Annotated in this window: 24 protein-coding genes; 12 read left to right on the forward strand and 12 right to left on the reverse strand. The window is 38.3% G+C overall.

The annotated features are described in order from the left end of the window. Window positions 1-213: 213 nt before the first annotated feature. From CD31_RS18600 to CD31_RS18610, 4 genes are all read right to left on the reverse strand, one after another. Window positions 214-1,005: a GNAT family N-acetyltransferase gene (locus CD31_RS18600; RefSeq protein WP_036079910.1), complete on the reverse strand. Its 792-nt coding sequence runs from the start codon at window positions 1,003-1,005 to the stop codon at window positions 214-216. Next, window positions 998-2,797, reverse strand: coding sequence for a ribosomal protection-like ABC-F family protein (abc-f, locus tag CD31_RS18605; protein ID WP_036079913.1), 1,800 nt, complete (start codon window positions 2,795-2,797; stop codon window positions 998-1,000). Before abc-f ends, CD31_RS18600 begins: the two co-directional genes overlap by 8 nt. A 104-nt stretch (window positions 2,798-2,901) precedes the next feature. Continuing rightward, window positions 2,902-3,042 carry an RAxF-45 family protein gene (locus CD31_RS23610; protein ID WP_004232534.1) on the reverse strand — a complete coding sequence of 47 codons (141 nt, stop codon included), beginning with the start codon at window positions 3,040-3,042 and terminating at the stop codon, window positions 2,902-2,904. A gap of 150 nt (window positions 3,043-3,192) precedes the next feature. Continuing rightward, a complete protein-coding gene (locus CD31_RS18610; RefSeq protein WP_036079916.1) occupies window positions 3,193-4,221 on the reverse strand; it encodes an AbrB family transcriptional regulator in 1,029 nt (342 codons plus the stop codon). Window positions 4,222-4,425: 204 nt separating this feature from the next. Here CD31_RS18610 and CD31_RS18615 point away from each other — a divergent pair, with 204 nt between their 5' ends. From CD31_RS18615 to CD31_RS18640, 6 genes are all read left to right on the forward strand, one after another. Then, window positions 4,426-4,875 (forward strand): LytTR family DNA-binding domain-containing protein, encoded by a 450-nt coding sequence (locus tag CD31_RS18615; protein WP_016995496.1) that lies wholly within the window; start codon window positions 4,426-4,428, stop codon window positions 4,873-4,875. Between the two features lies 1 nt (window position 4,876). Beyond that, entirely contained in the window at window positions 4,877-5,281 is a 405-nt protein-coding gene (locus CD31_RS18620) for a DUF3021 domain-containing protein (RefSeq protein ID WP_016995495.1), read from the forward strand. A gap of 6 nt (window positions 5,282-5,287) precedes the next feature. Beyond that, entirely contained in the window at window positions 5,288-6,208 is a 921-nt protein-coding gene (locus CD31_RS18625; protein WP_036079918.1) for an ABC transporter ATP-binding protein, read from the forward strand. Then, complete coding sequence (locus CD31_RS18630) at window positions 6,208-7,083, forward strand: ABC transporter permease (RefSeq protein WP_036079921.1); 876 nt, start codon at window positions 6,208-6,210, stop codon at window positions 7,081-7,083. The genes CD31_RS18625 and CD31_RS18630 overlap by 1 nt, the downstream gene beginning before the upstream one ends. Before the next feature lie 135 nt (window positions 7,084-7,218). Beyond that, window positions 7,219-7,974: a DUF2087 domain-containing protein gene (locus tag CD31_RS18635; protein WP_036079924.1), complete on the forward strand. Its 756-nt coding sequence runs from the start codon at window positions 7,219-7,221 to the stop codon at window positions 7,972-7,974. A gap of 17 nt (window positions 7,975-7,991) precedes the next feature. Next, window positions 7,992-8,333, forward strand: coding sequence for a GIY-YIG nuclease family protein (locus CD31_RS18640; RefSeq protein WP_036080537.1), 342 nt, complete (start codon window positions 7,992-7,994; stop codon window positions 8,331-8,333). 46 nt (window positions 8,334-8,379) lie between these two features. Here CD31_RS18640 and CD31_RS18645 read toward each other — a convergent pair whose 3' ends face one another. The 8 genes from CD31_RS18645 to CD31_RS18680 all read right to left on the reverse strand — a co-directional run bounded on the left by CD31_RS18645 (window position 8,380) and on the right by CD31_RS18680 (window position 16,776). Continuing rightward, window positions 8,380-8,766 (reverse strand): MmcQ/YjbR family DNA-binding protein, encoded by a 387-nt coding sequence (locus CD31_RS18645; RefSeq protein ID WP_036079927.1) that lies wholly within the window; start codon window positions 8,764-8,766, stop codon window positions 8,380-8,382. A gap of 79 nt (window positions 8,767-8,845) precedes the next feature. Then, window positions 8,846-9,664: a YitT family protein gene (locus tag CD31_RS18650; RefSeq protein ID WP_016995490.1), complete on the reverse strand. Its 819-nt coding sequence runs from the start codon at window positions 9,662-9,664 to the stop codon at window positions 8,846-8,848. 87 nt (window positions 9,665-9,751) lie between these two features. Next, window positions 9,752-11,050, reverse strand: a complete 1,299-nt coding sequence (locus CD31_RS18655) for a M48 family metallopeptidase (RefSeq protein ID WP_036079930.1) — start codon at window positions 11,048-11,050, stop codon at window positions 9,752-9,754. Window positions 11,051-11,207: 157 nt separating this feature from the next. Beyond that, entirely contained in the window at window positions 11,208-12,014 is an 807-nt protein-coding gene (locus tag CD31_RS18660) for a hypothetical protein (RefSeq protein ID WP_036079933.1), read from the reverse strand. Next, window positions 12,007-13,077: an MBL fold metallo-hydrolase gene (locus tag CD31_RS18665; protein ID WP_036079936.1), complete on the reverse strand. Its 1,071-nt coding sequence runs from the start codon at window positions 13,075-13,077 to the stop codon at window positions 12,007-12,009. The genes CD31_RS18660 and CD31_RS18665 overlap by 8 nt, the downstream gene beginning before the upstream one ends. Then, window positions 13,070-14,731, reverse strand: coding sequence for an ABC transporter permease (locus tag CD31_RS18670; protein WP_036079939.1), 1,662 nt, complete (start codon window positions 14,729-14,731; stop codon window positions 13,070-13,072). The genes CD31_RS18665 and CD31_RS18670 overlap by 8 nt, the downstream gene beginning before the upstream one ends. Before the next feature lie 57 nt (window positions 14,732-14,788). After that, window positions 14,789-15,814, reverse strand: coding sequence for an ABC transporter substrate-binding protein (locus CD31_RS18675; RefSeq protein WP_016994692.1), 1,026 nt, complete (start codon window positions 15,812-15,814; stop codon window positions 14,789-14,791). Next, on the reverse strand, window positions 15,811-16,776 hold the full coding sequence (locus CD31_RS18680; RefSeq protein ID WP_036079942.1) for an ABC transporter ATP-binding protein: 966 nt from the start codon (window positions 16,774-16,776) through the stop codon (window positions 15,811-15,813). Before CD31_RS18680 ends, CD31_RS18675 begins: the two co-directional genes overlap by 4 nt. 138 nt (window positions 16,777-16,914) lie before the next feature. On the opposite strand from CD31_RS18680, the gene CD31_RS18685 reads away from it, so the two are divergent. The 6 genes from CD31_RS18685 (at window position 16,915) to CD31_RS18710 (ending at window position 22,808) form a co-directional block, all read left to right on the forward strand. Next, entirely contained in the window at window positions 16,915-17,826 is a 912-nt protein-coding gene (locus CD31_RS18685) for a LysR family transcriptional regulator (protein WP_036079945.1), read from the forward strand. Window positions 17,827-17,887: 61 nt separating this feature from the next. Further along, window positions 17,888-18,346 carry a PTS sugar transporter subunit IIA gene (locus tag CD31_RS18690; RefSeq protein ID WP_036079950.1) on the forward strand — a complete coding sequence of 153 codons (459 nt, stop codon included), beginning with the start codon at window positions 17,888-17,890 and terminating at the stop codon, window positions 18,344-18,346. Further along, window positions 18,343-18,606 (forward strand): PTS sugar transporter subunit IIB, encoded by a 264-nt coding sequence (locus CD31_RS18695; RefSeq protein ID WP_036079954.1) that lies wholly within the window; start codon window positions 18,343-18,345, stop codon window positions 18,604-18,606. The genes CD31_RS18690 and CD31_RS18695 overlap by 4 nt, the downstream gene beginning before the upstream one ends. A gap of 32 nt (window positions 18,607-18,638) precedes the next feature. After that, window positions 18,639-19,907 carry a PTS ascorbate transporter subunit IIC gene (locus CD31_RS18700; protein ID WP_036079956.1) on the forward strand — a complete coding sequence of 423 codons (1,269 nt, stop codon included), beginning with the start codon at window positions 18,639-18,641 and terminating at the stop codon, window positions 19,905-19,907. A gap of 256 nt (window positions 19,908-20,163) precedes the next feature. Then, on the forward strand, window positions 20,164-21,150 hold the full coding sequence (locus CD31_RS18705) for a BMP family lipoprotein (protein ID WP_036079961.1): 987 nt from the start codon (window positions 20,164-20,166) through the stop codon (window positions 21,148-21,150). After that, a complete protein-coding gene (locus tag CD31_RS18710; RefSeq protein ID WP_036079965.1) occupies window positions 21,147-22,808 on the forward strand; it encodes a methyl-accepting chemotaxis protein in 1,662 nt (553 codons plus the stop codon). The genes CD31_RS18705 and CD31_RS18710 overlap by 4 nt, the downstream gene beginning before the upstream one ends. The last annotated feature ends 35 nt before the right edge of the window (window positions 22,809-22,843 follow it).

Here is a 22,843-nt window from a genome sequence, read left to right on the forward strand (position 1 = left end):
TAAAAACAATGCTGTTAACTGAGGCCTGAGGAATTTGATGTCGTAATGAGCAGCTATCGTGCTACAGGAGCAGGAAAATAATTTTTGCTGATTATATTTTAAAGCATCCCTTCATCAAAGCAACTTGTATCAATATTGGCAAGTACAGATCTAAAAAATCGCCAAATTCCTTGTAAGCACTACAGGAATTTGGCGAGCTTTATGTGTAGCTATTTAAGCCTGTTGGCGGATGTCTTGAATGCTTTTTCCTTCAGTAAACGCATGAATCGATGCAATGGAGCCCACCGATTTAAAATTCGCCTTCTCATAGACTTTGGCAACCTGTTCACTAATCGGTAATATCCAAAGATCGTCCAATCCCAGCTCGACCGATTGCTGTTGGATATGTTGCAGCATATAGCCGATTAAACCACGACCACGATAGCTTTCAGTTGTTGCAACACTTTCAATCCTTCCTTGATTTCCTGACACAAAAATAGATGCTGAGCAGCACGCCACCCCATCTAGTCTTAATAGATAATACGTAAAAAGTGGCGAATGATAGGTTTGCTCAAAGGCCTTTTTTATTAATGAAGGATCCCCAAATGCAGCAATGCTCATTTCTACTGCTAATGCTTCCTCCCTATTTGCATCCGTTACACGCTCAATTTGAATGGCAGGATTAGGTGGAAGTATCGCATATTCACCGTCCCAGTACTGAATTTCGTTGACAAAATGCTCATATTGAAAGCCGTGCGTCTCTAATGCCTCTATACATAGCTGGTTTTCTTCCAGATTATATAAATAAATCCGCGGAATCAGAGACTTTGATTGGTAGAAATCTTTGATGCCTTGTAAAAATAAATCAGGTTGTGCAATCTTTCTCCAAATCTGTGCATGATTTGCATCGTAATAGGTTGGGATAGCCTGATTGTAAAATAAGACCCCCTCCTTACAAACCTCCACTTCACTGAAACTCTTCACATACTCTATATCAAGTTGCATAATGCGTTCTAAATTAAACATGCTCTGTACCCCCTTCTAACCATCTTTCATATAAATGTTCTAATTGCAGTTCAAGCTTCTGCCGTTGTTCTTTAGCAAGCGATGGTTGTTGTAGTTTTGTCTCTAATTTTTCAATTTGTTGTTCAATCGGTAATTCTTTTTTAGGTGGCTGCGTTTTATTGACTGGTTGTTTTTCAATCATTTTCATTGCAAGTTCCTGTCGTTTTCCTCTAGCCCACTCGTAATCTCCCTCAAAAACCTGAATAGCCTGGTTTTCAATCCACGCCGTTTTCGTAAAAATTTTCTGTAAGAAATAGCGGTCATGCGACACCCCAATAATCGTGCCTTCAAAGGATTCTAGTGTCTCTTCCAATACTTCTCTTGCTTCAATATCTAAATGGTTCGTTGGCTCATCTAAAATTAAAACATTGATATCCTCATGCATTAATTGTGCTAAACGAAGACGCATTTTTTCTCCACCACTTAGGTCCTTCACTTTTTTAAAGACATCATAGCCATAGAACAAAAATCGTGCGAGTATATGGCGAGCTTCCGCCTCTGATACGGCGACACTTTCACGGAAGGCATCAATTAATCGTATAGCAGGATTTTGATGTTCAAATTGCTGGGAAAGGTAGCCAAATTTCACATTGCTTCCAATCTGACACACTCCCTGATTAGGAATGATTTCCCCTAACATCATTTTTAATAATGTTGATTTTCCACTACCATTGCTCCCAACAATTGCTAATCTTTCGCCAAAATAAACAGCTAGATTGCTGTCCTTCAATAAAGGCTTATCAAAGCCATGATCAATGGCTTGCAAGAGCACAACCTCTTTACCACTGCGTTCAGCCATCGTTAACGCTAAATTCATTTTCTTTTTAGCGAGAGGCTTCTTTACTCGCTCGATACGTGCTAATGCTTTTTCCATACTCTTAGCACGTCGATGCATCGATGCGTTTGGTGGATTCGCCTCATTTGCCCACTGCTTTAATCGTTTAATTGTTTCTTGCATCTTTTTAATTTTCTTTTGCTGCTCTTCATAATTTGCAAACTGTTGCTCAATTTTTGCTTCTTTTTGTGCTATATAAGCATCATAATGGCCGTTATACGTAAAAGCCTCCCCATCCTCGATTTCTATAATCTTCTGGGCTACTTGATTCATGAATTGACGATCATGGGATACGACAATGACAATCCCCTCAAAGTTTCGCACATAATGTTCAAGCCACTCAATGGCTTGCATATCCAGATGGTTCGTTGGTTCATCCAATAACAAAATAGTGGGCTTTTTCAATAAAATTTGTCCAAGCATAACCTTTGTTTTTTCCCCACCACTTAAACTACTAAATGGCTGCTCTAGCATATCTGAAATACCCAGTCCATTTGCAATCATTGCCAGCTGCGCATCTACTTCATAGCCCCCTAATAGCATAAATTGCTCCTGCAATTGCCCATATTGCAGTAATATTTTATCCGTGACCGTCGACTGCATCTCTTGCTCAAGTACCGTCATTTTTGCCTTTATTGCATAAATATCCGCAAATGCTTCCTCCAGCACTTCTTTCACAGCATGTAGTGGATAATGTGGAATTTGATGTAAATAGCCAATCGTCGCTTCTTTACTTTTAATAATTCGTCCCTTGTCTGGTATCTCTACCCCTGCAAGCAGTTGTAATAAAGTCGTTTTACCACTGCCATTTACACCAACAATCGCCACGTGTTCGCCACTATTTACCTCAAGCTGTAAGTTCTCGAATAATATATTCCCACCCATAATTTTTTGGATTTGTTCAGCTTTCATTTGCATCGTTTTTTCCTCCAATGAAACGTGCGAAAACATCTTTACAACACAAAAAAGACTGCTCATTAACAAGCAGTCCTCTTCTCAATTAAATGTGTGAAAAAGAATGGTTAATTCGCTACGTTTGTTATTTGATTTTGCTTAAAAATGGACAGACCTATCCCGTTGTTCGCAAAATCGAAAGTAATCACACGTGCAAAATACATAGCCGTATCCACTTTTACACATGTTTTCGTAGCGTTTTTATTCATTCCTTTTCACCTCCGTTCATAATAGTTATGACTATCATAGCATTATTCGAATTATTTGGAAAGGGAAAATTTAACGTTCATTTATCATTATTCCAAAGTTCTATTTGAAATTCGCACAAAGAAAAACATGAGAGGTTGATTCATAGCCCCTCATGTTTTCACTTTTTTCACAAATATTTTTACCACAGGCACCAGGAAAATCGAGACAACTAGGACACGAAAAAGCTGAAAGGCCGTGACAATCGTGACATTTGCATGGACTGAAGCGGCAATAATCCCCATTTGATCAAGACCACCAGGAACAATACTTAAAAAGCTTGTCCTAAAATCAAGGCTGTACAACGCTGCCATCACAAATGTTAAACCATAGGCTGCCCCTATAAAAATGCCCGCTGAAACAAACGCATAAAAGATATGCTTCTTCGATAAATGTAAATCCTCTTTTTTCAATAATAATCCGATATAAATTCCTAGCATGAGTTGAGCAATATGCAGAAGTGATAATGGTAATTTTGGTACTTCTATCCCTGCCATATTAACGCCCATTAGTAAAAACACGGGGCCTAGCATATAGCCTGTTGGAATTTTTAGCTTTTGTGCTAGCCACCCTGCGCCACCACATACCACAAGTATACCAACAAGGTTCCATGTGTATGTTCCATCAATCATAGAACTATTGCCACCCGCTCCTGCCACCATTAAAGGAACAAAGCCAACGATTAAAAGGACGCGGAGGATTTGAAAGAATGTGATGACCACCATATCCATCTCTTGTTGCTCTTCCGCAAATGCCACAACCTGCGACATGCCCCCAGGAACACAGCATGTTAAGGCAGTCGCAAAATCCAAATCTGTACGCTTGGCAACAAGGAAACTTACTGCAAAAAATAACAAAATAAATATGATATTTAACACGACCATGCTTCCTAAAAAAAGCTTGATGTCCTGTACTGCTTCTGGTGTAAAGGCATAGCCGATAGAATAACCCGCTACGACTAAACCAAAATTGCGGAAAGAATGATGCCATTTTAATTGGACGTTGGTGGATAGCTGCACGGTGAGCACCGCTGTAATCGCTCCTAACAGCCAAGGCATCGGTATATGTAAAAATTGAAAAACTACAGCACCTATTAATCCAATGCATAATGTGATGAACATATGCTTATCAAAAACAAACATGGTAGCAACCCCTTCAACTCGATAAACCTATTATGACCTTTATAATCCGCATTTTCTAGTGGACTGACTTTGAGCTGTATGCTATCGCTTAAAATGAACCTGTTATCCATCAAATAAAACCTCTTATCGAACAATTTATCCTTGTTAAAAACATCTATGCTACATTAGTAATACCTGATTCAGCGTTTTTAAAGGAGGCCTCCTATGAAAATTCATTTAACCATCAATCATGAGCTCGAAGAAACAGAGGTTCATATTCATGCCAAGGAGTATAATGAGCAAATTGAAAGATTGATGAAACAGCTTCAAGCAGCCCAAACGACGATGCTAGATGGGTATGATCAACAGGAAATTCATCTATTAAAAATTTCCGATATTTATTCCATTTACGCAGAGGATGCTAAAGTATTTTTGCAGACAGATGAGCAAGAGTTTGAGTCAAAGCGAAAATTATATGAGCTAGAGGCTCAGCTAGCCAAAGATTTTGTGCGCGTGAGTAAGTCTACACTCGTCAATATCCATAAAATATCCTCTATTCAAATGGGCAAAATTGGCACTACACAACTATTACTTGAAAATGACGTAGCCATTCATGTCAGCCGAAAATATTTAAAAGAATTAAAGAGACACTTAGGTATTGGGAGGGATTCATAGCATGAAGTATTTACGCATGATGATTATCGGTCTACTCATTTCTCTCAGCTCTTCTTATGTCTTAGTGACGTTAAGTGTACTATCAAACAATGGGGTTATGTCAGGAACAGAGTTATTGGAGCAAATTGTGATCGCAGCCATTCTTGGAATTGCTATTGGTTTGCTATCCTTCATTTTTGATATTGAGCCACTGCCTTTTACAGTTCAGCTTCTTTTACATTTCATGGCTGTAACAGCATGCGTGCTAACCGCAGGCTATTTTGGTAATTGGTTTGAACATTCAGGAGTGTCCTATGTGCTTATAAGTGAAGTTATTATTTATGCTATTGTTTGGTGTATTCTTTACGTATTTCAATTAAGGGATATTGAAAAAATCAATAAAGAAATTCAAAAGAGAAGGGATTAACCACTTATGACGTTTGCGATAAAAGTTGAAAATTTATGTAAACAGTATGGAGAACAGCAAGCTGTCAAAGGTATTTCTTTTACAGTCGAACAAGGCACCCTCTTCGCTTTTTTAGGTGAAAACGGTGCAGGTAAATCTACAACGATTGAAATACTATGTACTTTACTAAAAAAATCGAGTGGTCAAGTAACTATTAATGGTTTCACACTCGACGCAAGCAATGATAACGCGGATATCCGTAAATCTATTGGTGTCGTTTTCCAGCAAAGTCTATTAGATGAGCGATTAACTGTACGTGAAAATATCCTCCATCGAGGGAAAACATATGGTTTATCGAAAGCACAGCTTACCGATAACTATCAATTTGTTTCCACCTATTTGCATTTAGAGGATATTGAAAAGAAAAAATATGGAACATTATCAGGGGGACAAAAAAGGCGAGCAGATATTGCTCGTGCACTGATTCATCGTCCAAGTATTTTATTTCTGGATGAACCTACAACGGGTTTAGATCCACAAACACGTCAATTTGTTTGGCAGGCAATCAAGCAGCTTCAACTGGAAACTAATATGACTGTTTTTTTAACGACCCATTATATGGAGGAAGCGGCAGTCGCTCACCAAGTCACGGTCTTAAAGCAAGGTAAAATTGTCGCACAGGGAACGCCCGATGCACTAAAAACAAAATATGCCTATGATTCAATGGCTCTCGTTTTTCAAAATGCACAGGAGGGTGTGAAGTTTCTTGAGGAAAATGCGATCTCCTACACAGAGAATCAAGGGATATACACCATCCGTTTAACATCTACCTTACAAGCGCTTCCCCTTTTAAAAGAGGCTGAACCACTTATCGCCTCCTTCGAAGTCATTAAAGGATCAATGGATGATGTCTTTCTTCATATTATGGCAGAGGAGGAGGTTGCGTAGTGGAGGCATTAATTAGTTTAGTTCTGCGTAATAACAAAATATTTAGACGGGATAAAACACAGGTGTTCTTCTCCCTACTGTCTGTCATTATTGTCATTGTGCTGTACGCTGTCTTTCTCCAAAAAATGCAGGTAGATGCCATTGAACAACTAACAGAAGCTACTCCTGAATTGATCACCATGGTCAATGAGTGGCTTGTAGCAGGCTTACTATCCATGATTGCTGTTTCGACTACACTTGGTGCCTATGGTATCGCTGTTAAAGACCAAGAATCCAAGGTACAAGCCGACTTTTTAACAGCTCCTCTTTCTCGTGCAACCATTCAGTTGAGCTATGTACTCAATGCATTTATTATCGGCTGTATTTTTTCCTTTATCGCGCTCATTGGCTGTGAAATCTTTATTGTCACAACAGGAGGTAAGCTTCTAAGTTTTGGGGATTTTATTCAGGTATTGAGCATACTGTTTTTATCTGTCTTGCTTGCAAGTGTTTTTAATTTATTTCTTTCGTTATTTGTGTCGACCCAAAATGCTTTCTCAACACTCGGCACAATTGTTGGTACATTACTTGGATTTTTATGTGGTGTTTATGTACCTCTTGGGGCTCTACCAAGCTTTGCTCAACATGTAATCATGTACTTTCCAATTAGCCATACAACACTATTATTACGCAATGCTTTTATGGAGAGCTCTATTGCAAATGTTTTTGATGGTGTGCCCGTTTCTTATGTGGAAGATTATAAAATGAATTATGGCATTGTTTATGAACTAAATGGACATATACTTAGCTCCACAACAAGTCTAATTGTGATTGCCTGTACAATCGTAGTTCTTTCTCTAGCATCTATGATTCTATTTAAAAGAAAATATAATTAAATATTAGGTAACAATTATACACATCGTTTAGAAGACGATGTGTTTTTTATTGCATTCAAACAAACATTTTGTTATTTTAAATATAAAATAGCAAACAAAAATAAAATTCGTTTGTTTTAATAAGGAGAGGTTGCAATGGATGTAAATGAATTATTTTGGCAAGCTCCTATCGATGATCTTAAAAAGGGATATATTGATCAATCGACACACTTCACCTGTCTACTATGCGGAGAAAAAGTAGAAAAAGGCATTATTTATCCTCAAGAGGGCTTATTATATGAAGCAGAAAAAATGATGCAGCACCATATCATATTGTCTCACCAATCTGTTTTTCATTATTTAAACGGTCTCAATAAAAAAATGACAGGCTTAACAGAACATCAAAGCCATATTTTACGCTTATTTTACGAGGGAAAATCAGATCAGGAGATAAAAGAAGAATTAGAGATTGGCAGTGCCACAACGATTCGCCACCACCGTTTTGCTTTAAAAGAAAAGGAACGCCAAGCCAAAACATTGATGGTGATGATGGAGTTACTAAAAGAACAAGATCAGAAGGAGGAACCATTTGTGCCTATTCATAAAACAGCTACTATGGTCGACGATCGCTATAACGTAACCCTCACGGAAGAACAGCAATTATTAGCAAAATTATTTCCAAATGGCGTTGGAAAGGAACTGGTACGCTTTCCAAAGCGTGAAAAGCAGAAAATTGTAGTACTGCGTGCTATCGCAAATCTTTTTGACAAGGAAAAGCATTATACTGAAAAAGAATTAAATGAAGTGATCAAGCCGATGTATGAAGACTATGTTCATATACGTCGTTACTTAATTGAATACGGTTTTCTGGACCGCAAAGCAGATGGTAGTGCCTATTGGGTAAAAAATTAAGAAAGCAGGTTATTAAAATGGATCATAAAAAAGAGTTAAAAGAAATGTATAAAGAGATGAAAATTGAAGCTGGCGTTTTTACAATGACCAATACACAAACAGACAAAGTATTTGTGGGGAGCTTTAATAATTTAAAGCGTTTAAACGGCTTTCAATTTATGCTAAAAACCAATACACATACGAACAAGGAGCTTCAGGCAGATTACAATTTATATGGTCAAGAAGCCTTTGAGGTGGAAATCGTTGAGTATTTAAAGAAGAAGGAAGAGGGTTATTTCGATGCCAAAAAAGAGCTTGAAAAGCTAGAGCAAAAATGGCTCGACACGCTAAATCCTTATGGTGAGCGCGGTTATAATTAGTCATAATAGAATAGCGCATATGCCAAAAAGGTAAATGCGCTATTCATTACTTGTTTGATGCATTGCCAATCAATTGAATTTGAATTTCCTGCTGTGCTTTCTTCGTTAATTTATTGAAAACAAGCTCATAGGAATGTTGGATAAGATGCTCTACCAACTCCATCGGGACATCCTCAGCATCCATATAAATGGAATTCCAATGGGTTTTATTCATATAGTAACCAGGTATAATGCTTGCATAGGCTTCTCGTAATTCCTCCGCTCGAGAAGGCTCACATTTCAATGTAAGCACAGGCTTACCCGTTCTGTTTCCTCCAAGCATGGCATACATTTTTCCACCGATATGATAGCGATCTGCTTGCCACTCCTCTTGATAGTCATACGTTGTTCCATGAAGCTGTATACAGTAAGCATGAATTATTTCTTTTTCCATCTTTACGATCCCCTCCTCAAAATAAAAACACACGTTCGATTATGGTAAGTATAATCTAAAACGTGTGTAGAGAATAGCATTATTTAGTTGTACCACGATCAAACATCCCGATTACTTCCGTCGTCTGTAAAATATTCACAAACGACTTTGGATCAGTCTCCTTAATCGTGCTTTTCACATCAGCTAGCTGGTAACGCGTAATCACTGTAATTAATACTTTCCGACCCTCGCCTGAATACGCTCCCTTTGCATCGATAATTGTTACCCCACGATGTAGCTTTTCTAATAGCTGCTGTTTGACCTCTTCCCCTTTACTCGTAATAATCATTAGCGTTAATTTAATATGGCTTGTATGAATTGTATCCACTACTTTTCCAGTTGCATAAATGGACACAAGGGTTAACAATGCTGCATCCCAGCTAAAGACAAAGCCAGAAGCAGCCACTACAATTCCATTCATAGCGGCAATTAACGTACCGAGTGGAAAATCGCGTTTGCGACTAAGTAGCATAGCAATAATATCAAAGCCCCCTGAAGAGCCAGCTGCTCGGAAAATCATGCCCATTGCAAAGCCTACAATAACACCACCAAATAAGGACGCGAGGATCGGCTCTTGTGTCGCTTTGTGTATTGGAATAATATATAAACTCACTGACAACACAGCGACCGAAAGAATGGTGTAGCTAATAAATCGCTTGCCGAGCTTCATCACACCTAAAATCAGTAAAGGCAGGTTAAGCAGTAAATTTAACACGCCTGTATTCAAAGGGGTAATAATGCCAAGCATGATGGCAATACCACTCAAACCACCACTCAAGATTTCATGGGGAATCAATAAATAATTATAGGCAAAGGCCACTAAAATGGAAGAAAGTGTAATTATAATCACATTTCGCATAATGCTATCCCCTATCAATCAACGACCAAATTTTGATACATCTTTGTCATAGACTACCCAATTTCTCCTCATGAAAAACCTATCCTCTTACTTTTTCTTCTGTTCTTCCTTTAAAGGCATATTTTGTTTATGTTCCCCGGTATCCGCAACTTTATAGATTCGCTCTAGCATCGGTGGATGTGTATAACGGAACCACTTCACTAAGAGTGGCGGGTTCACTTCACTTAAGCCTGAAATCGTTAGCTTTTGAAAGGCTGTTACAGCCGCTTCTCGATCATTCATAAGGTTAATCGCATATTGGTCGGCTCTCGTTTCCTGATACCTTGATATAAAATTGGATACTGGATTGGAGGCAAATAGTAAAATAGAGGTAATGAGTAAAAATAATGGATAGGAACGAATGCTACTGATTTTATTAATTTTTAAAACCTGCCCATACCGTGAAATCAAGCGACGCATAATTTTCGCCGTGAGCCATAGCCCTATCAGTATTAGCAATAAATAGCCTGCAATGCCAAAATAAATATGCTTTTCTACATAATGTCCCATTTCATGTGCCATGATAAATAAAATTTCATTGTCCGTTAGCCTATTTAATGTAGTATCCCATAGCACAATTCTCGAATTGCTCCCAATTCCTGTCACATAAGCATTTAAGGCATTTGTCTTTTCTGCCATATTAACCTCATAAACATGCTCTGCCGGAATATTGGCCTGTGTAGCAAGTGAAAGTATCTTTGTTTCCAGCTCTTTATTTTTTAATGGATAAAAATCATTATACAAAGGATCAATGACAACTGGCTGAATGAACATCACAAAGATTGTAAAAGGGATGGTTAAAAGCCAAGCATAGAGCCACCACCTTTTTTCACTCTTTTTAATGAGCCAATAAATCACCGTAACAATAATCAAGCTAGTGCCAAAGTTCACCCAAAAATCAATGACACCATCCTTCATCCAAGATGCAAATGCTTGTGTACTGATACCATAGCTTTTGCTAAGATGATAGCGATAATAGTCAAGCGGGAATAGCACGATATAGAGTAATAAAGATAATAGGAATAAGTAGCCTGCATTTTGCAATAGCTTCCACTTCGTTTGGGAGGTCGTCACTTTTTCGAAATACCGGGAAACACCCATTAGTAAAATAAAGAAGTAAATAAGCCATTCTAAAGGGGTGGCTACAAAGAATAAAAAGTTCCGTATTTTTGAATATTCACCACTTAAAAAAAGCTCCTTGCCAGACATAAACATCACTGGATCTGCAGCCGTTCCTTGTAAGGCACTCGGTATTTTACCACCGCCGCTCTGGAATATATACCAGTACATACAAAGCACGTAAACACCGAAAAGTAGTAGTGTAACAATGCCCATTTTTTTCGCTATGTTATTTCCCCCTCATATCACCCAAAGTTTGTCCTATAGTAAGTGTAAGCGAAATTATCAAAGTTAGAACAAACATTGACCTACTTTTTTAATCTCTCTGTGGCCAAAGAAAAATTTCGCCTCATTTCTATATGAGGCGAAATCATTACCGTCCTATTCATTTATCCATAACAAATGCCGTTTTACCACGTTGATCCCCACTTAGATAGCCAGTGGATAATAGCTGCTCATACCATTGCTTTTCTATAGTAGCTGCTTGAGCCGCATCATCTACCTTCGTAGAAAGTTCAACCATAATGTCTCCTTTGTACTGCCATACCTCTATATCCGCTTCATGTCCTAAAAAGCTTCCTTTATAGGTCATAGCACTAGCAGGCCCATATACGACAACTTGAGACAACGTATTTTTATACCATGCTTCGGAGTTCCAATTTACAATTTTCTTTGGCGCATTTTCAAGAATGAGTTTTTTAGCAACATTTGTATCTACTGAATCATAAGAGACCTCAGCAGAAGTCTTCAAGGATTCCTTCCGGCTAATCGTAAATGTACGATGATCTCCCTTAATATCTAGCTCAAACTTATAATTTGACTCAGAACCAGTAAAACCATGATTCATAGTTTCTGCCATTGCTTCACTTAAAGGTGTGTTTAAAAAACGCTTTTTGTAGGTTACATCCATTTTATTACTACCCTTATATACACGTAAGCGATGTATATAATCATTATGGAGAAACGATTGGTCAAGCGTATCATAAAAATAAACTTTTACGTCATCCTTTTTAGTTGCTTGAAAAACCTGGACAATAGTTGATTCCTTAAAAATCTCAGGTTTAATATTGAATTTAATTTCATGGCCTGGCTCAATGGCTGCTTTCGCTTGTGTTGTATTCACACTCATCATACTCATCACTATCAAGCCCAAGACACATATATATAATGCCCAATTTTTTAGTTTAGTCATGCTTTAATTCCTCCTTCGGAAATGTTGTTGTTAAATTTGTATGTGTACTGTGAAAATAGATCGTTTGTCGTGCACGAAGACTCTGCGACAGTGCCACTACATCCCAATAGTCTGGATGTGTTTTATAGAAGAATTCCTCAGAGATATGCTTTAAGCTAGCTGGATTGTAAGCATGACGAGAATAACCTGTATGAACAAAAATTGCCGTCGGATAATCCTTTGCAAGCTCCTCCACTTGAGCCGCATCCTGCTCTGAGACAAAATACAATACATGGTCACTGTCCTGTTTTTGCTTGAGTCGTTCTAAAAGCATCACTTTATTCGGCCAAATATTTTCATGCTCTTCCTCATAATGCGCCAATAAAGATTGTAGCTTTGCATCTACACGAATGGCTCGAGTTGTATGTTCGGATAGATACGTCATAATATCAACTGTTTTGCCCGAAAAAGAGGAGGGGAATATAAATGAATGATTGGGATGAGCCTTTACATACATAGCCATTTGCTGTAACACCTCAAGATTTCGAATGCATTTTTCCGCATGTCCACTATCAATAAACGCTACATCATAAACCGTTCCATCCTCCTCTGGCAAGGTCGCCTTTAATAAATACGAATCGACTACATAATCACCAGAGAAAAAAATCATTTCATCAAAGAAACGAATTTTGTACCACACGCTTCCAATTAAATGCCCACTATATCCCCATTGAAAGGCAAGATATTCATTGACCTCTATCCATTTTCCAACCGTATCTGGATAGAAAGTTCGGACTTGTGGAAGAGGCAGTGGAAGCTGCTGAGCAGTTGTATGACTCATTAGTATCGGTCCCGTATAGCCCATGTTCTGTAGTAATGGCAATGCCCCTACATGATCAATATGCGAATGAGAAATAAAGACAGCAGCTAGCTTTTCAATATGATTAGATGTAATATTTGGTGGCGTTTTTTGTGTATCTTTCATAATGCCACAATCCAATAAAATGGCCTGCCTCTGATTTTCAATATAAAAACAATTGCGCCCATATTCGCCTACACCACCTAAAATTTCAACACTAAGCATTGGCCTGCCCTCCTCGTTTTTGCAGCCAACCTAATAGGAACATAAAAATAACTGTCATAAGGACGGTTATAACAGCTACTGCCATCCCAACCCCTACATTACCTTGCTCAAATTGGCTATAAATAAAGGTTGCCCCTGTCTCTACTGATGGTGGCAAAATTAAAAGGCCAGCTACAAGCTCTCGCATTGAAATAATAAAGGTCATCATCATTCCCGTTAAAATACCCTGCATCAAAAGTGGTAGGATGATACGACGATAAACAGCCATGTTACTACGTCCAAAAATAGCGGCTGATTGAAAGATAGAGGCATCTAATTGTGAAAAAGAAGACTTTATATACTGCACCGAATAAGGCAAAAACAATACACAGTATGTGACTACTACCATTGCCTTTGTGTTATAAATCGTTGCGGGAAGCCAAGGAGCATTCCAAAACATAATTAAACCTACAACAAAGACAATCCCCGGAATAATATTAGGCATTAAACTAAAGAAGTCTAATATTTGCTGCTTTCTCGTTTCACCTTTTTTAATATAAAGAGCGATGAATAATCCTATTATGGCGGTTATCAAGGCCGTCATGATAGAGAAAACGAGGCTATTTAAAAATGCTGTCAATCCTGCGCTTCCACTAGTGAAGACCTCTTGATAAGAAGCCAAACTGAAATTCCCTGCCTGTAAACCATCTCCCCGTACCTTTTGCAAAGAGGTCACGATAATAGAGAAATAAGGAATGCCGATAGATAGCAATACGACAAGCCCTACAAAAGTCCACGAAGCTGTTTTTATATACCATTTGTCTTTGATCTCACGTCTAGCAGGTGTTTTTCCTGATAGCACACCATATGTGTATTTGCGTCCAATGAGATTTTGGAAATACCAAATGACTAAGCAAACAGACAATAAGAATAAGGATAGCGAGGTTGCCATGCGAATATCGACTGGCCATCTTGATAAATAGGAATGAATTTCGGTTGTAAACACTTGAAACCCAATTCGACTGCCGAATGTAGCTGGCGTTCCAAATTCAGCAAGCGTCTTAATAAAAATAAGCAGACTTCCCAAAACATAGCTTGAAAATAAAAGGGGTAACACAACCTTTAGCCAATTTTGCGAAGAGCTTCGCCCAAAAATCAGCGCTGCATCTAAAAATGAGCCATTTATGCGAAGCAATGTATTTTTCAGCATTAAATACAAAAATGGAAACAGGTGTAAGCACATGATCACTACCATGCCAAATAAGGAAAAGAAGGAATCTGTCATCCAAGCAGCACTTGGAATAAGCTGCTGTAAAAAACCATTGTGCTGCATAAACAAAATCCAGCCCATTGAACCAATATAGGGAGGTGTCATAAATGGAATTGTTAACACTATATCGAGCCATTCATATTGAGATAAACTTGTTTTCGTGCGAATGAAAGCCATAGGTAATGCGATAATTGTTGTCCCAATAATAACGAAAACCCCTAAAACCATCGAATTCCCAAGTGTTTTCCATATTCTATCGTGTGCAAACATTCGACTAAACTGTGAAATATCAACATGTCCCTCTTTTATAAAGGTATAAAATAAAATGGCCATCAACGGTGCGATAGCAAATATGATGACAATTGTTAGTAAAAATCCAAAAGCTCGTCTTCCTTCCATTATCATGACGATTTCAACCCTTCTCTATGAAAACTAGAAGGAGGTATATTAACCTCCCTTTATTTAACGAAATAAATCCGTAAACTTTGTTAGTACTTCCAGCTGTTTCGCTTCCGCACCCATCCAATCAACTGTTAACTGTGGAATTTCATCTAATGCTGCACGATTTTTCACAGCAATATCTTTATTCCCTGGTAATAAGTAAGCATCTGCTACTAGCTTTTGCCCTTCATCTGACAATAAAAAATCAACATAGGCTTGTGCAGATTCTACATGTTGTGCATCCTTTAAAATACCTACTGCTCTTGGACTAACAACTGTCCCACTCGTCGGATAAATGATTTCCACTGGCTCACCGTCTGCTTTTGCTTTATAAGCCATATAGTCTACACCTGCAATCGTGGCATTTTTCTCGCCTGTAATAACCGCATCCAAGGCTTCTTTATTCGCACCATTGACTTGTAAGCCATTTTTCTTCCAACTATCAATCGTGCTCCAAGCTGTTTTTTCTGCTGCTGTGTAGCCAAATAAGAAATCAACAGCAGATCCTGACAGACTTGGATCGGGAATATTTATTTTATTTTGCCAATCAGCTTTTGCTAAATCAGACCAATCCGTAGGCGCCTGTGTCGTATTTTTCGTATTATAGGCAATACCTAAAGCAGAGGCACTGTAGCCATAAAAATATCCATCTTGATCCGACCAATCACTGTTGATTTTGTCCTTGTTTTTAGCCGCTTCGTAGCTTTGCAATTGATCTGTTGCTTTTAATCCATCCATTGAGGCGACAGAGGCAAGTACAACAATATCAGCTACAGGATTATTTTTTTCCGCTTCTAAACGAGAGAGAATTTTACCCGTAGTTCCTTGAAACATTTCCACTTTAATCCCTGTTTTTTCTTCAAATGCTTGCTGAATATTTGCAGCTAAACCATCTGGCCCAGCAGAATACACTGTCAGTACTTTCTCCTCCTGTGTCTTTGCACTTGCTTCATTCGTCTCTTTTGCCTCTTTATTACCACAGCCAGCTAATGCTAAGGTCAATAAAATGCCAGCAGTTGCCCATAATTTAAAATGTCGTTTCTTCAATGTAAACCCTCCAATTGATAGATTTGTTCTTCATCAATAAAAACTTGCAATCTTTTTCCTTGCTCTAATGGCTGCTTCTCATAAAAGCTCCAAGACTGTCCATCTACCTGTGCTTGTACTAAATAACGATCGCCAACAAATGTACTTTTCACAATCTGCGCTTGTTTGGCAATCGTACCAGGACGCGATACCCTCGAAACCCCTTCAGGTCGCACAATTGATTGTCGATTGTGAAGCCAATTCACTTTGCCAATAAAATCTGCCACATAGGGCGTTGCTGGTGCACGATAAATTTCCTCAGGCGAGCCAATTTGAGCAATCCTCCCTGCCTCCATAACAATAATTTGATCAGACATTGTCATGGCCTCTGTTTGATCATGTGTTACGAAAATGGCTTGGCAATTAAGCTCATGAATGAGGTGCATAATTTCATCTTGCATTTGCTCTCTTAAAACAGCATCGAGAGCGGATAAAGGCTCATCAAATAAAATTAATTGCGGTTTGGTCGCTAAAGCTCTAGCTAATGCCACTCGCTGCTGCTGTCCACCCGATAATTCACCTGGCTTTCGTTTCTCATAGCCTTGCATTTTTACCAATCGCATCACATGCTCGACTCGTTCAGGAATAGCTGATTTCGGAATAATGCCCTTTAAACCAAAGGCAATATTTTGGAAGATGGTCATATGTGGCCATAGAGCAAAATCTTGAAAAACCATGGCAATATTACGTTTATTTGGTTTGACATTTTTACGAGACGCCGAAGAATAAATGACGGTGTCATCAAATCGTATTTCTCCTTTTGTTGGCTGTTCAAGACCAGCTATCAACTTTAATAAGGTTGTTTTGCCACAGCCTGATTGTCCGAGAATCGTAATAAATTGCTGATCTAACTCCACATCGATCGGCCATAATGCTTGAGACTGCCCATATTTTTTCTCGATATTTTTTAATGAGATTTTCATAAATGTCCTCCTCGTTACTTACAACTATAAATTCCAGATATTTAGAAAATATTAATCTACTATTAATAACACGTTAAAAAAAATCTAATAAACTAAAGCAAATACAAGATTTTTTCTAATTTCCTTTAGGAGGATAAAATGAACAATAGTAAATTACAGGCATTTTGCTTACTTGTAGAATTAAAAAAATTAGCCCCTGTCGCCAAAGCACTTGGCATTACAGCCCCCACCGTATCCTTTCATATTCGCTCTATAGAGGAGGAATACGGTATTCGTTTATTTCGAACAAATGCTGGAGGATACCGTTTAACAGAAGCGGGCGAAGGTGTGTATCATTACGCTCGTCAAATGGTTCAACTTCAAAAGGATATGGATCGTTTTATTGAAAATCTTTTAGCTGGCCATATCGGTTCATTACGATTTGGGGCGAGTGGCTTACCTGCCCATATTTTTATGCCAGATTTAATTCATCAAGTTTCAACGACCTATCCTGAGATTCGCATTTCATTAGAAGTAAAAACAGCACCCGAAATTGAAAAAAAGGTAGCACTACAAGAATTAGATTTCGGGCTCATCATGGAGACTAAGCAGGAAAATCCTTTACTTCAATACGAAACGATCGGTGAAGATGCACTTGTATTGGCATTCAGCCCATCACACGAGCTAGCAGCACAAAAAGACATCACTAAAGAAGATATTCTTAAGTACAAGCTATTGTTGCATACATCCTCTAGCTCCACGAATCACTTCATTGAAAAGTGGATGGACCCTTTTCAGCCTTCTATTTACACAATTGAGTTGGATTCTGTGAGCACGATTAAAAAGATGCTGACCTTTGGCAAAAACTTGGCGTTTCTATCTGTTTCCTTAATAGAAGAAGAATTAAAATCAGGTGTACTGCTGAAGAAAGATCTACATGATGTAACACTAAATAGAAAAATTCAATTGATTTATCCGAAAACGCGCTTAGATCATAAAATGGATGAATTTGTAAAAATGTCGGTTTATGAAATAGCAAAGCAATTAAAAATGTCTTCTACGATGACATAATTCCACATACCGTCGTAATAACATGGAATGGGAAGATATTTTTATGAAAGGAGGGTTGTCCTTGCTAACCAAGCTGTTGACAAAAGATTGTATACAGCTTGCAAACTTTGTCCAATCATGGCAAGAAGCAATTCATTTAGCGGCTAGCCCATTAGTACAGCAACACAAAATTGAACAGCGCTATGTCGAAGCCATGATTCGATCTATTGAACACTATGGTCCTTATGTTGTCATCACACCCAAAGTAGCTATTCCTCATGCACGGCCATCTGATGGGGTTCATGAACTAGCCATAAGTTTGCTACGGTTACAAAAGCCTGTTTTTTTCAGCCCTAATCAGCCTGTCTACCTACTGATTGTGCTAGCTGCCGTTGACAATGCTTCACATCTACAGGTGTTGGCTGATTTGACATCAGTACTACAAGAACCCGATCAGATTGATGACCTAATCGCCTGTCAACATGCGGACACGATATGGGAGAAAATCAAACAATATACGACAAAGGAGTCAACAGAATGAAAATTTTAGTCGTGTGTGGGAGCGGTTTAGGAAGTAGCTTTATTTTAGAATTGAATGTTAAAAAAGCATTAGAAGGATTGGGGAAAGATGCAGAGGTAACGCATACAGATTTAGCGTCTGCCAAGGCGGAGAAAGCAGATATTTATTTAGGGGCAGCAGATATCGTGAATGAATTAGCGAAAGACAAAGGAATCATTGTGAGCATCGTTAATATGATGAGTATTGCAGAAATAAAAGAAAAGCTTGAACCATTGCTTTAGCATAAAAAAATTGGATAGGATGAGGTGTTGATATGTTAGATGTTATCATGCATGACATTTTAGGAACACCAGCTATATTAGTCGGCCTATTCGCTTTTATTGGTTTACTCATTCAAAAAAAATCAAGTTCCACTGTTCTGTCAGGTACATTAAAAACGATAATGGGCTTCGTCATCCTCGGAGCAGGGGCCACTGTCTTGATTGGCTCCTTAGATCATTTTAGTAAAATGTTTGATCATGCCTTTCAGGTACAGGGAGTCATTCCCAACAATGAGGCCATCGTGGCAGCTGCTCAGACTAATTTTGGTACAGCTACTGCATTAATCATGGTATTTGGTATGATTATGAATCTACTATTTGCGCGATTTACGCCATTAAAATATATCTTTTTAACTGGACATCATACATTATTTATGGCTTGTTTAATCGCTGCTTCATTGTCAGTTGGGGGGATGAATGGGACACCTCTTATTATTGTCGGGTCTATTATTCTTGGGCTTTGTATGGTCGTGTTCCCTGCCATTTTGCAGCCGACGGTTCGACAAATAACAGGTAGTGACGACTTTGCAGTTGGTCACTTTGGCAGTGTTGGCTATTATGTTTCTGCAAAGATTGGTAAGCTCTTTGGCAATAAAACGAAATCCACAGAGGATATACAGGTTCCGAAATCATTAGGCTTTTTACGAGATACCTCAGTGGCTATTTCTTTAACAATGAGTGTGTTCTTTGTGATTGTTGCCCTTTTTGCTGGCCCTTCCTATATTGAGACACAATTATCAGCTGGCTCAAATTTTATTATTTTCGCTATTATGCAAGCGATTACATTTGCAGCGGGTGTGTATATTATTTTAGCAGGTGTACGGATGTTAATTGCTGAAATTATTCCAGCCTTCAAAGGCATTGCAGATAAACTTGTTCCAAACACAAAACCAGCGCTTGATTGTCCAACCATTTTCCCCTTTGCCCCAAATGCTGTTATCATTGGTTTCATTTTTAGTTTTGTAGCAGGACTGATTTCCATGTTTATACTCCCCTTCATCGGACTTAAAGTGATCGTACCAGGTCTTGTTCCCCATTTCTTCACAGGTGCTGCAGCGGGTGTCTTTGGAAATGCTACTGGCGGTAGAATTGGTGCGATGTCCGGAGCCTTTGCCAATGGTTTATTAATTAGCTTTATTCCAGCCATACTCCTTATCTTTATGGGGGATATTGGTTATGAAGGCACAACATTCGGCGATTCAGACTTTGGCGTAATCGGCATTATTATTATTAATTTATTAAAATTATTCGGCGCTGTTTAGAACATGTAGTAAGCCTAACGCTATTTGCGTTAGGCTGTTCTTGAGCTGTACATTCAAGAAGTGCTACGGAAACCTTAATAAATCCATTACTTTATTAGTAATCTAGCTTTATATTTTTAACTTATTATGTATATTGAAATGAATCATTATTCTTAGATATCCTAAGAAATTTATTTTAACCGATGTCTGACATCAGACTAAAAATATTAATTTTTTGCCGATATATATTTTATACACAACAGGAGGTACACATAATTTGAAGAAATTAATCATTAGTTTTCTTTTGATTACGCTGTTGATAGCAGGCTGTTCCTCAGCACCAACAGAAACATCAACTGAAGGATATAAGATAGGAATTCTACTATCAGATGCAGGACTAGGTGATGAATCTTTTAATGATTCCGCTTTTAAAGGATTAGAAAAGGCGCGAGATGAGCTAGGTATTTTGTTTGATTACAAAGAGGCTCCTGATGGTAATTACGAGGAGAAGCTAAATGAGCTTGTAGCAGAAAAATATGATATCATCATTGGTCTCGGTTTTTCTGTACAAGAAGCACTAGAAAAAACAGCGAAGCAATATCCAAGCCAACAATTTATACTGATTGACGGACAATCTGAAATGGACAACATCATTTCGATTACCTTTAAAGAACAAGAAGGTAGCTTTTTAGTTGGAATGATTGCCGCTATGACAAGCAAAACAGGAAAAGTTGGCTTCATTGGTGGAGCAGATGCTCCTGTTATCCATCACTTTGAAAATGGTTTTATTGAAGGAGCTCGTTATGTACAGCCATCAATTGAAATTATGAGTGACTATGCTGGAACCTTTGACGATACCCAGGCTGGTGCAGCAATAGCAGAAAGGTATATCAAAAATAACGTTGATTTTATTTACCATGCAGCGGGCTTTACTGGCTTTGGAGCGATTAAAAAGGCCGAAGAAATGGGGATTTATGCAGCAGGTGTTGATATTGATCAGTTTTTCGTTGCGGAAAAAACAGTTGTCACATCCATGCTTAAAAATGTTGACCTCGCCGTCTACCAGCTTACTAAGACATTAGTGGAAAATGGGAAAATTGCTGAGAAATCATTTGCATTAGGTTTAGCGGATCAAGGCGTGGGACTAGCAGATATTCGGGTAATTCAACTGACAGCTGAGCAACAGGCTACCCTTGAAAAAGCCAAAGAAGCTATTATTTCAGGTACGATAAAAGTTACTGCAGAAAAGAGGAATGGCCAGTGACACTACGGAAGAAATTATTTATGAACACACTGATTCCAATCGTACTGGCTATGGCTATGATTGGCTTTATTATCATTCAAACATTCACGATCCAGACAACAGCACAGGACGATACTAAACTTTTACTTGCAGTGAAAGAACTAGAGCAAAGCTTAGTTGTTGCCAGTCAATCTTTAAATAATTTTACCTACTTAGATAGTGAAGCCAATAAAAACGAAGCGCTCGCTATTTTGCAAGAAACAAAAAGTAATATAGAGGCATTAGCCTCCCTAACGAGAATGCCTGAGCATCAGACAATCGTCGAAAAAATAGCTAGTAAATTTGAAAATCTAGAAAAAGCGACTGAAAGCGGCTTTCAAGAAAACAATCGCTCTGAAATTAAAAAGCAGTCCATCAGAATAAAAGGGATTTTAAACGATATGCATTTGCTCAAAAAAGAAACGAACGAATGGTATCAAGACATGATACAGGTAACAAAGCAAAAAATAGGTTTCATTACAACCACTACTATCATAGGTAGTGTGTTATTAATTATTGCTACGATACTTTATTCCTATGTGGCTGCGAAAAGAATTACCAAACCCATTAATCAGATTGTAGATTGTGCACAGGCCGCAGCAACAGGAAACTTAACCATTGATACATCTACCCTTTCCTATCAAGCAAACAGTCGATATGAGATTGATCAACTAACAAAAAGCTTTTCAGAGATGATGAATAATTTAAAAAGTACCGTACAATCCATCGATTATATTGGAAAGGATGTTAATTTGTTTACACAAGAAGTGACGAGCCATATGAATAATATTCATGAAAGTAGTAATCAAATCGCTACCTCAACAGACGAATTAGCAAAAGGCAGCTATACGATGTCTGAAGACATTCAATCAGTGGCAATGAAAATGAATAATATGGCAGATCAATTTAAGGATGTAATGCGTACAAGTGAGCAATCGGCTGACACTGGCAAACAAGCTCTGGAGGCTGTTCAAAATGGTCAGTATTCTTTAGAAAAACAATCTTCTATTGCAAAGGATATTTCAACTACCTCACTTGATATTAAAGAAGCTGTTACCCAATTCTCTCAATTTACTTCAGAGATTGAAGGAGCAGCCAATGCTGTCCATACGATTGCCAGCCAAACAAATTTATTAGCCCTAAATGCTGCCATCGAGGCTGCACGAGCTGGAGAAGCAGGCAAAGGGTTCGCCATTGTCGCCGAGGAGGTTAAAAAGCTCTCTTCTGAAACGGAGAATGCAACGAATTTAATCACTTCCATGGTCACGCATATTCAAGATGGCATTACGCACATCCTTACTACGGCTGAACGAGGTTATCAGCTATCAAATGAGCAATCACAGTCGATGGTAGAAACAGAACAATCATTTGCTGTTATTGCCATGCATATAACAGATATCCATCACGATTTACAAAACCTCACAAAGGAAATGGCGCAAACGAATGAAGTGAGCCAGCAAGTAAATAGTACCATTGAAAATATTTCAGCCATTACTGAAGAAACGGCTGCAGGTACAGAAGAAATATCCGCATCAACACAAGAACAGTTACTGTCCTTCCAAAAAATCAGTGCTAAAATAGACGAGCTTCAGGCTATGACGGATACGTTGATGAATGAGCTCAAAAAATTCACCCTATAGTGATTCGGTTCTTTACCGCAAGAAATCCAGTGAAA

The organism is Lysinibacillus boronitolerans JCM 21713 = 10a = NBRC 103108 (assembly GCF_000772935.1).
Classification (GTDB): Bacteria; Bacillota; Bacilli; order Bacillales_A; family Planococcaceae; genus Lysinibacillus; species Lysinibacillus boronitolerans.

Excerpts from the sequence above, each read along its gene's own strand:
- CD31_RS18600 (WP_036079910.1), bottom strand. The coding sequence starts at position 1,005 with ATGTTTAATTTAGAACGCATTATGCAACTTGATATAGAGTATGTGAAG.
- abc-f (WP_036079913.1), bottom strand. The coding sequence starts at position 2,797 with ATGCAAATGAAAGCTGAACAAATCCAAAAAATTATGGGTGGGAATATA.
- CD31_RS23610 (WP_004232534.1), bottom strand. The coding sequence starts at position 3,042 with ATGAATAAAAACGCTACGAAAACATGTGTAAAAGTGGATACGGCTATG.
- CD31_RS18610 (WP_036079916.1), bottom strand. The coding sequence starts at position 4,221 with ATGTTTGTTTTTGATAAGCATATGTTCATCACATTATGCATTGGATTA.
- CD31_RS18615 (WP_016995496.1), top strand. The coding sequence starts at position 4,426 with ATGAAAATTCATTTAACCATCAATCATGAGCTCGAAGAAACAGAGGTT.
- CD31_RS18620 (WP_016995495.1), top strand. The coding sequence starts at position 4,877 with ATGAAGTATTTACGCATGATGATTATCGGTCTACTCATTTCTCTCAGC.
- CD31_RS18625 (WP_036079918.1), top strand. The coding sequence starts at position 5,288 with ATGACGTTTGCGATAAAAGTTGAAAATTTATGTAAACAGTATGGAGAA.
- CD31_RS18635 (WP_036079924.1), top strand. The coding sequence starts at position 7,219 with ATGGATGTAAATGAATTATTTTGGCAAGCTCCTATCGATGATCTTAAA.
- CD31_RS18640 (WP_036080537.1), top strand. The coding sequence starts at position 7,992 with ATGGATCATAAAAAAGAGTTAAAAGAAATGTATAAAGAGATGAAAATT.
- CD31_RS18645 (WP_036079927.1), bottom strand. The coding sequence starts at position 8,766 with ATGGAAAAAGAAATAATTCATGCTTACTGTATACAGCTTCATGGAACA.
- CD31_RS18650 (WP_016995490.1), bottom strand. The coding sequence starts at position 9,664 with ATGCGAAATGTGATTATAATTACACTTTCTTCCATTTTAGTGGCCTTT.
- CD31_RS18660 (WP_036079933.1), bottom strand. The coding sequence starts at position 12,014 with ATGACTAAACTAAAAAATTGGGCATTATATATATGTGTCTTGGGCTTG.
- CD31_RS18665 (WP_036079936.1), bottom strand. The coding sequence starts at position 13,077 with ATGCTTAGTGTTGAAATTTTAGGTGGTGTAGGCGAATATGGGCGCAAT.
- CD31_RS18670 (WP_036079939.1), bottom strand. The coding sequence starts at position 14,731 with ATGATAATGGAAGGAAGACGAGCTTTTGGATTTTTACTAACAATTGTC.
- CD31_RS18680 (WP_036079942.1), bottom strand. The coding sequence starts at position 16,776 with ATGAAAATCTCATTAAAAAATATCGAGAAAAAATATGGGCAGTCTCAA.
- CD31_RS18685 (WP_036079945.1), top strand. The coding sequence starts at position 16,915 with ATGAACAATAGTAAATTACAGGCATTTTGCTTACTTGTAGAATTAAAA.
- CD31_RS18695 (WP_036079954.1), top strand. The coding sequence starts at position 18,343 with ATGAAAATTTTAGTCGTGTGTGGGAGCGGTTTAGGAAGTAGCTTTATT.
- CD31_RS18700 (WP_036079956.1), top strand. The coding sequence starts at position 18,639 with ATGTTAGATGTTATCATGCATGACATTTTAGGAACACCAGCTATATTA.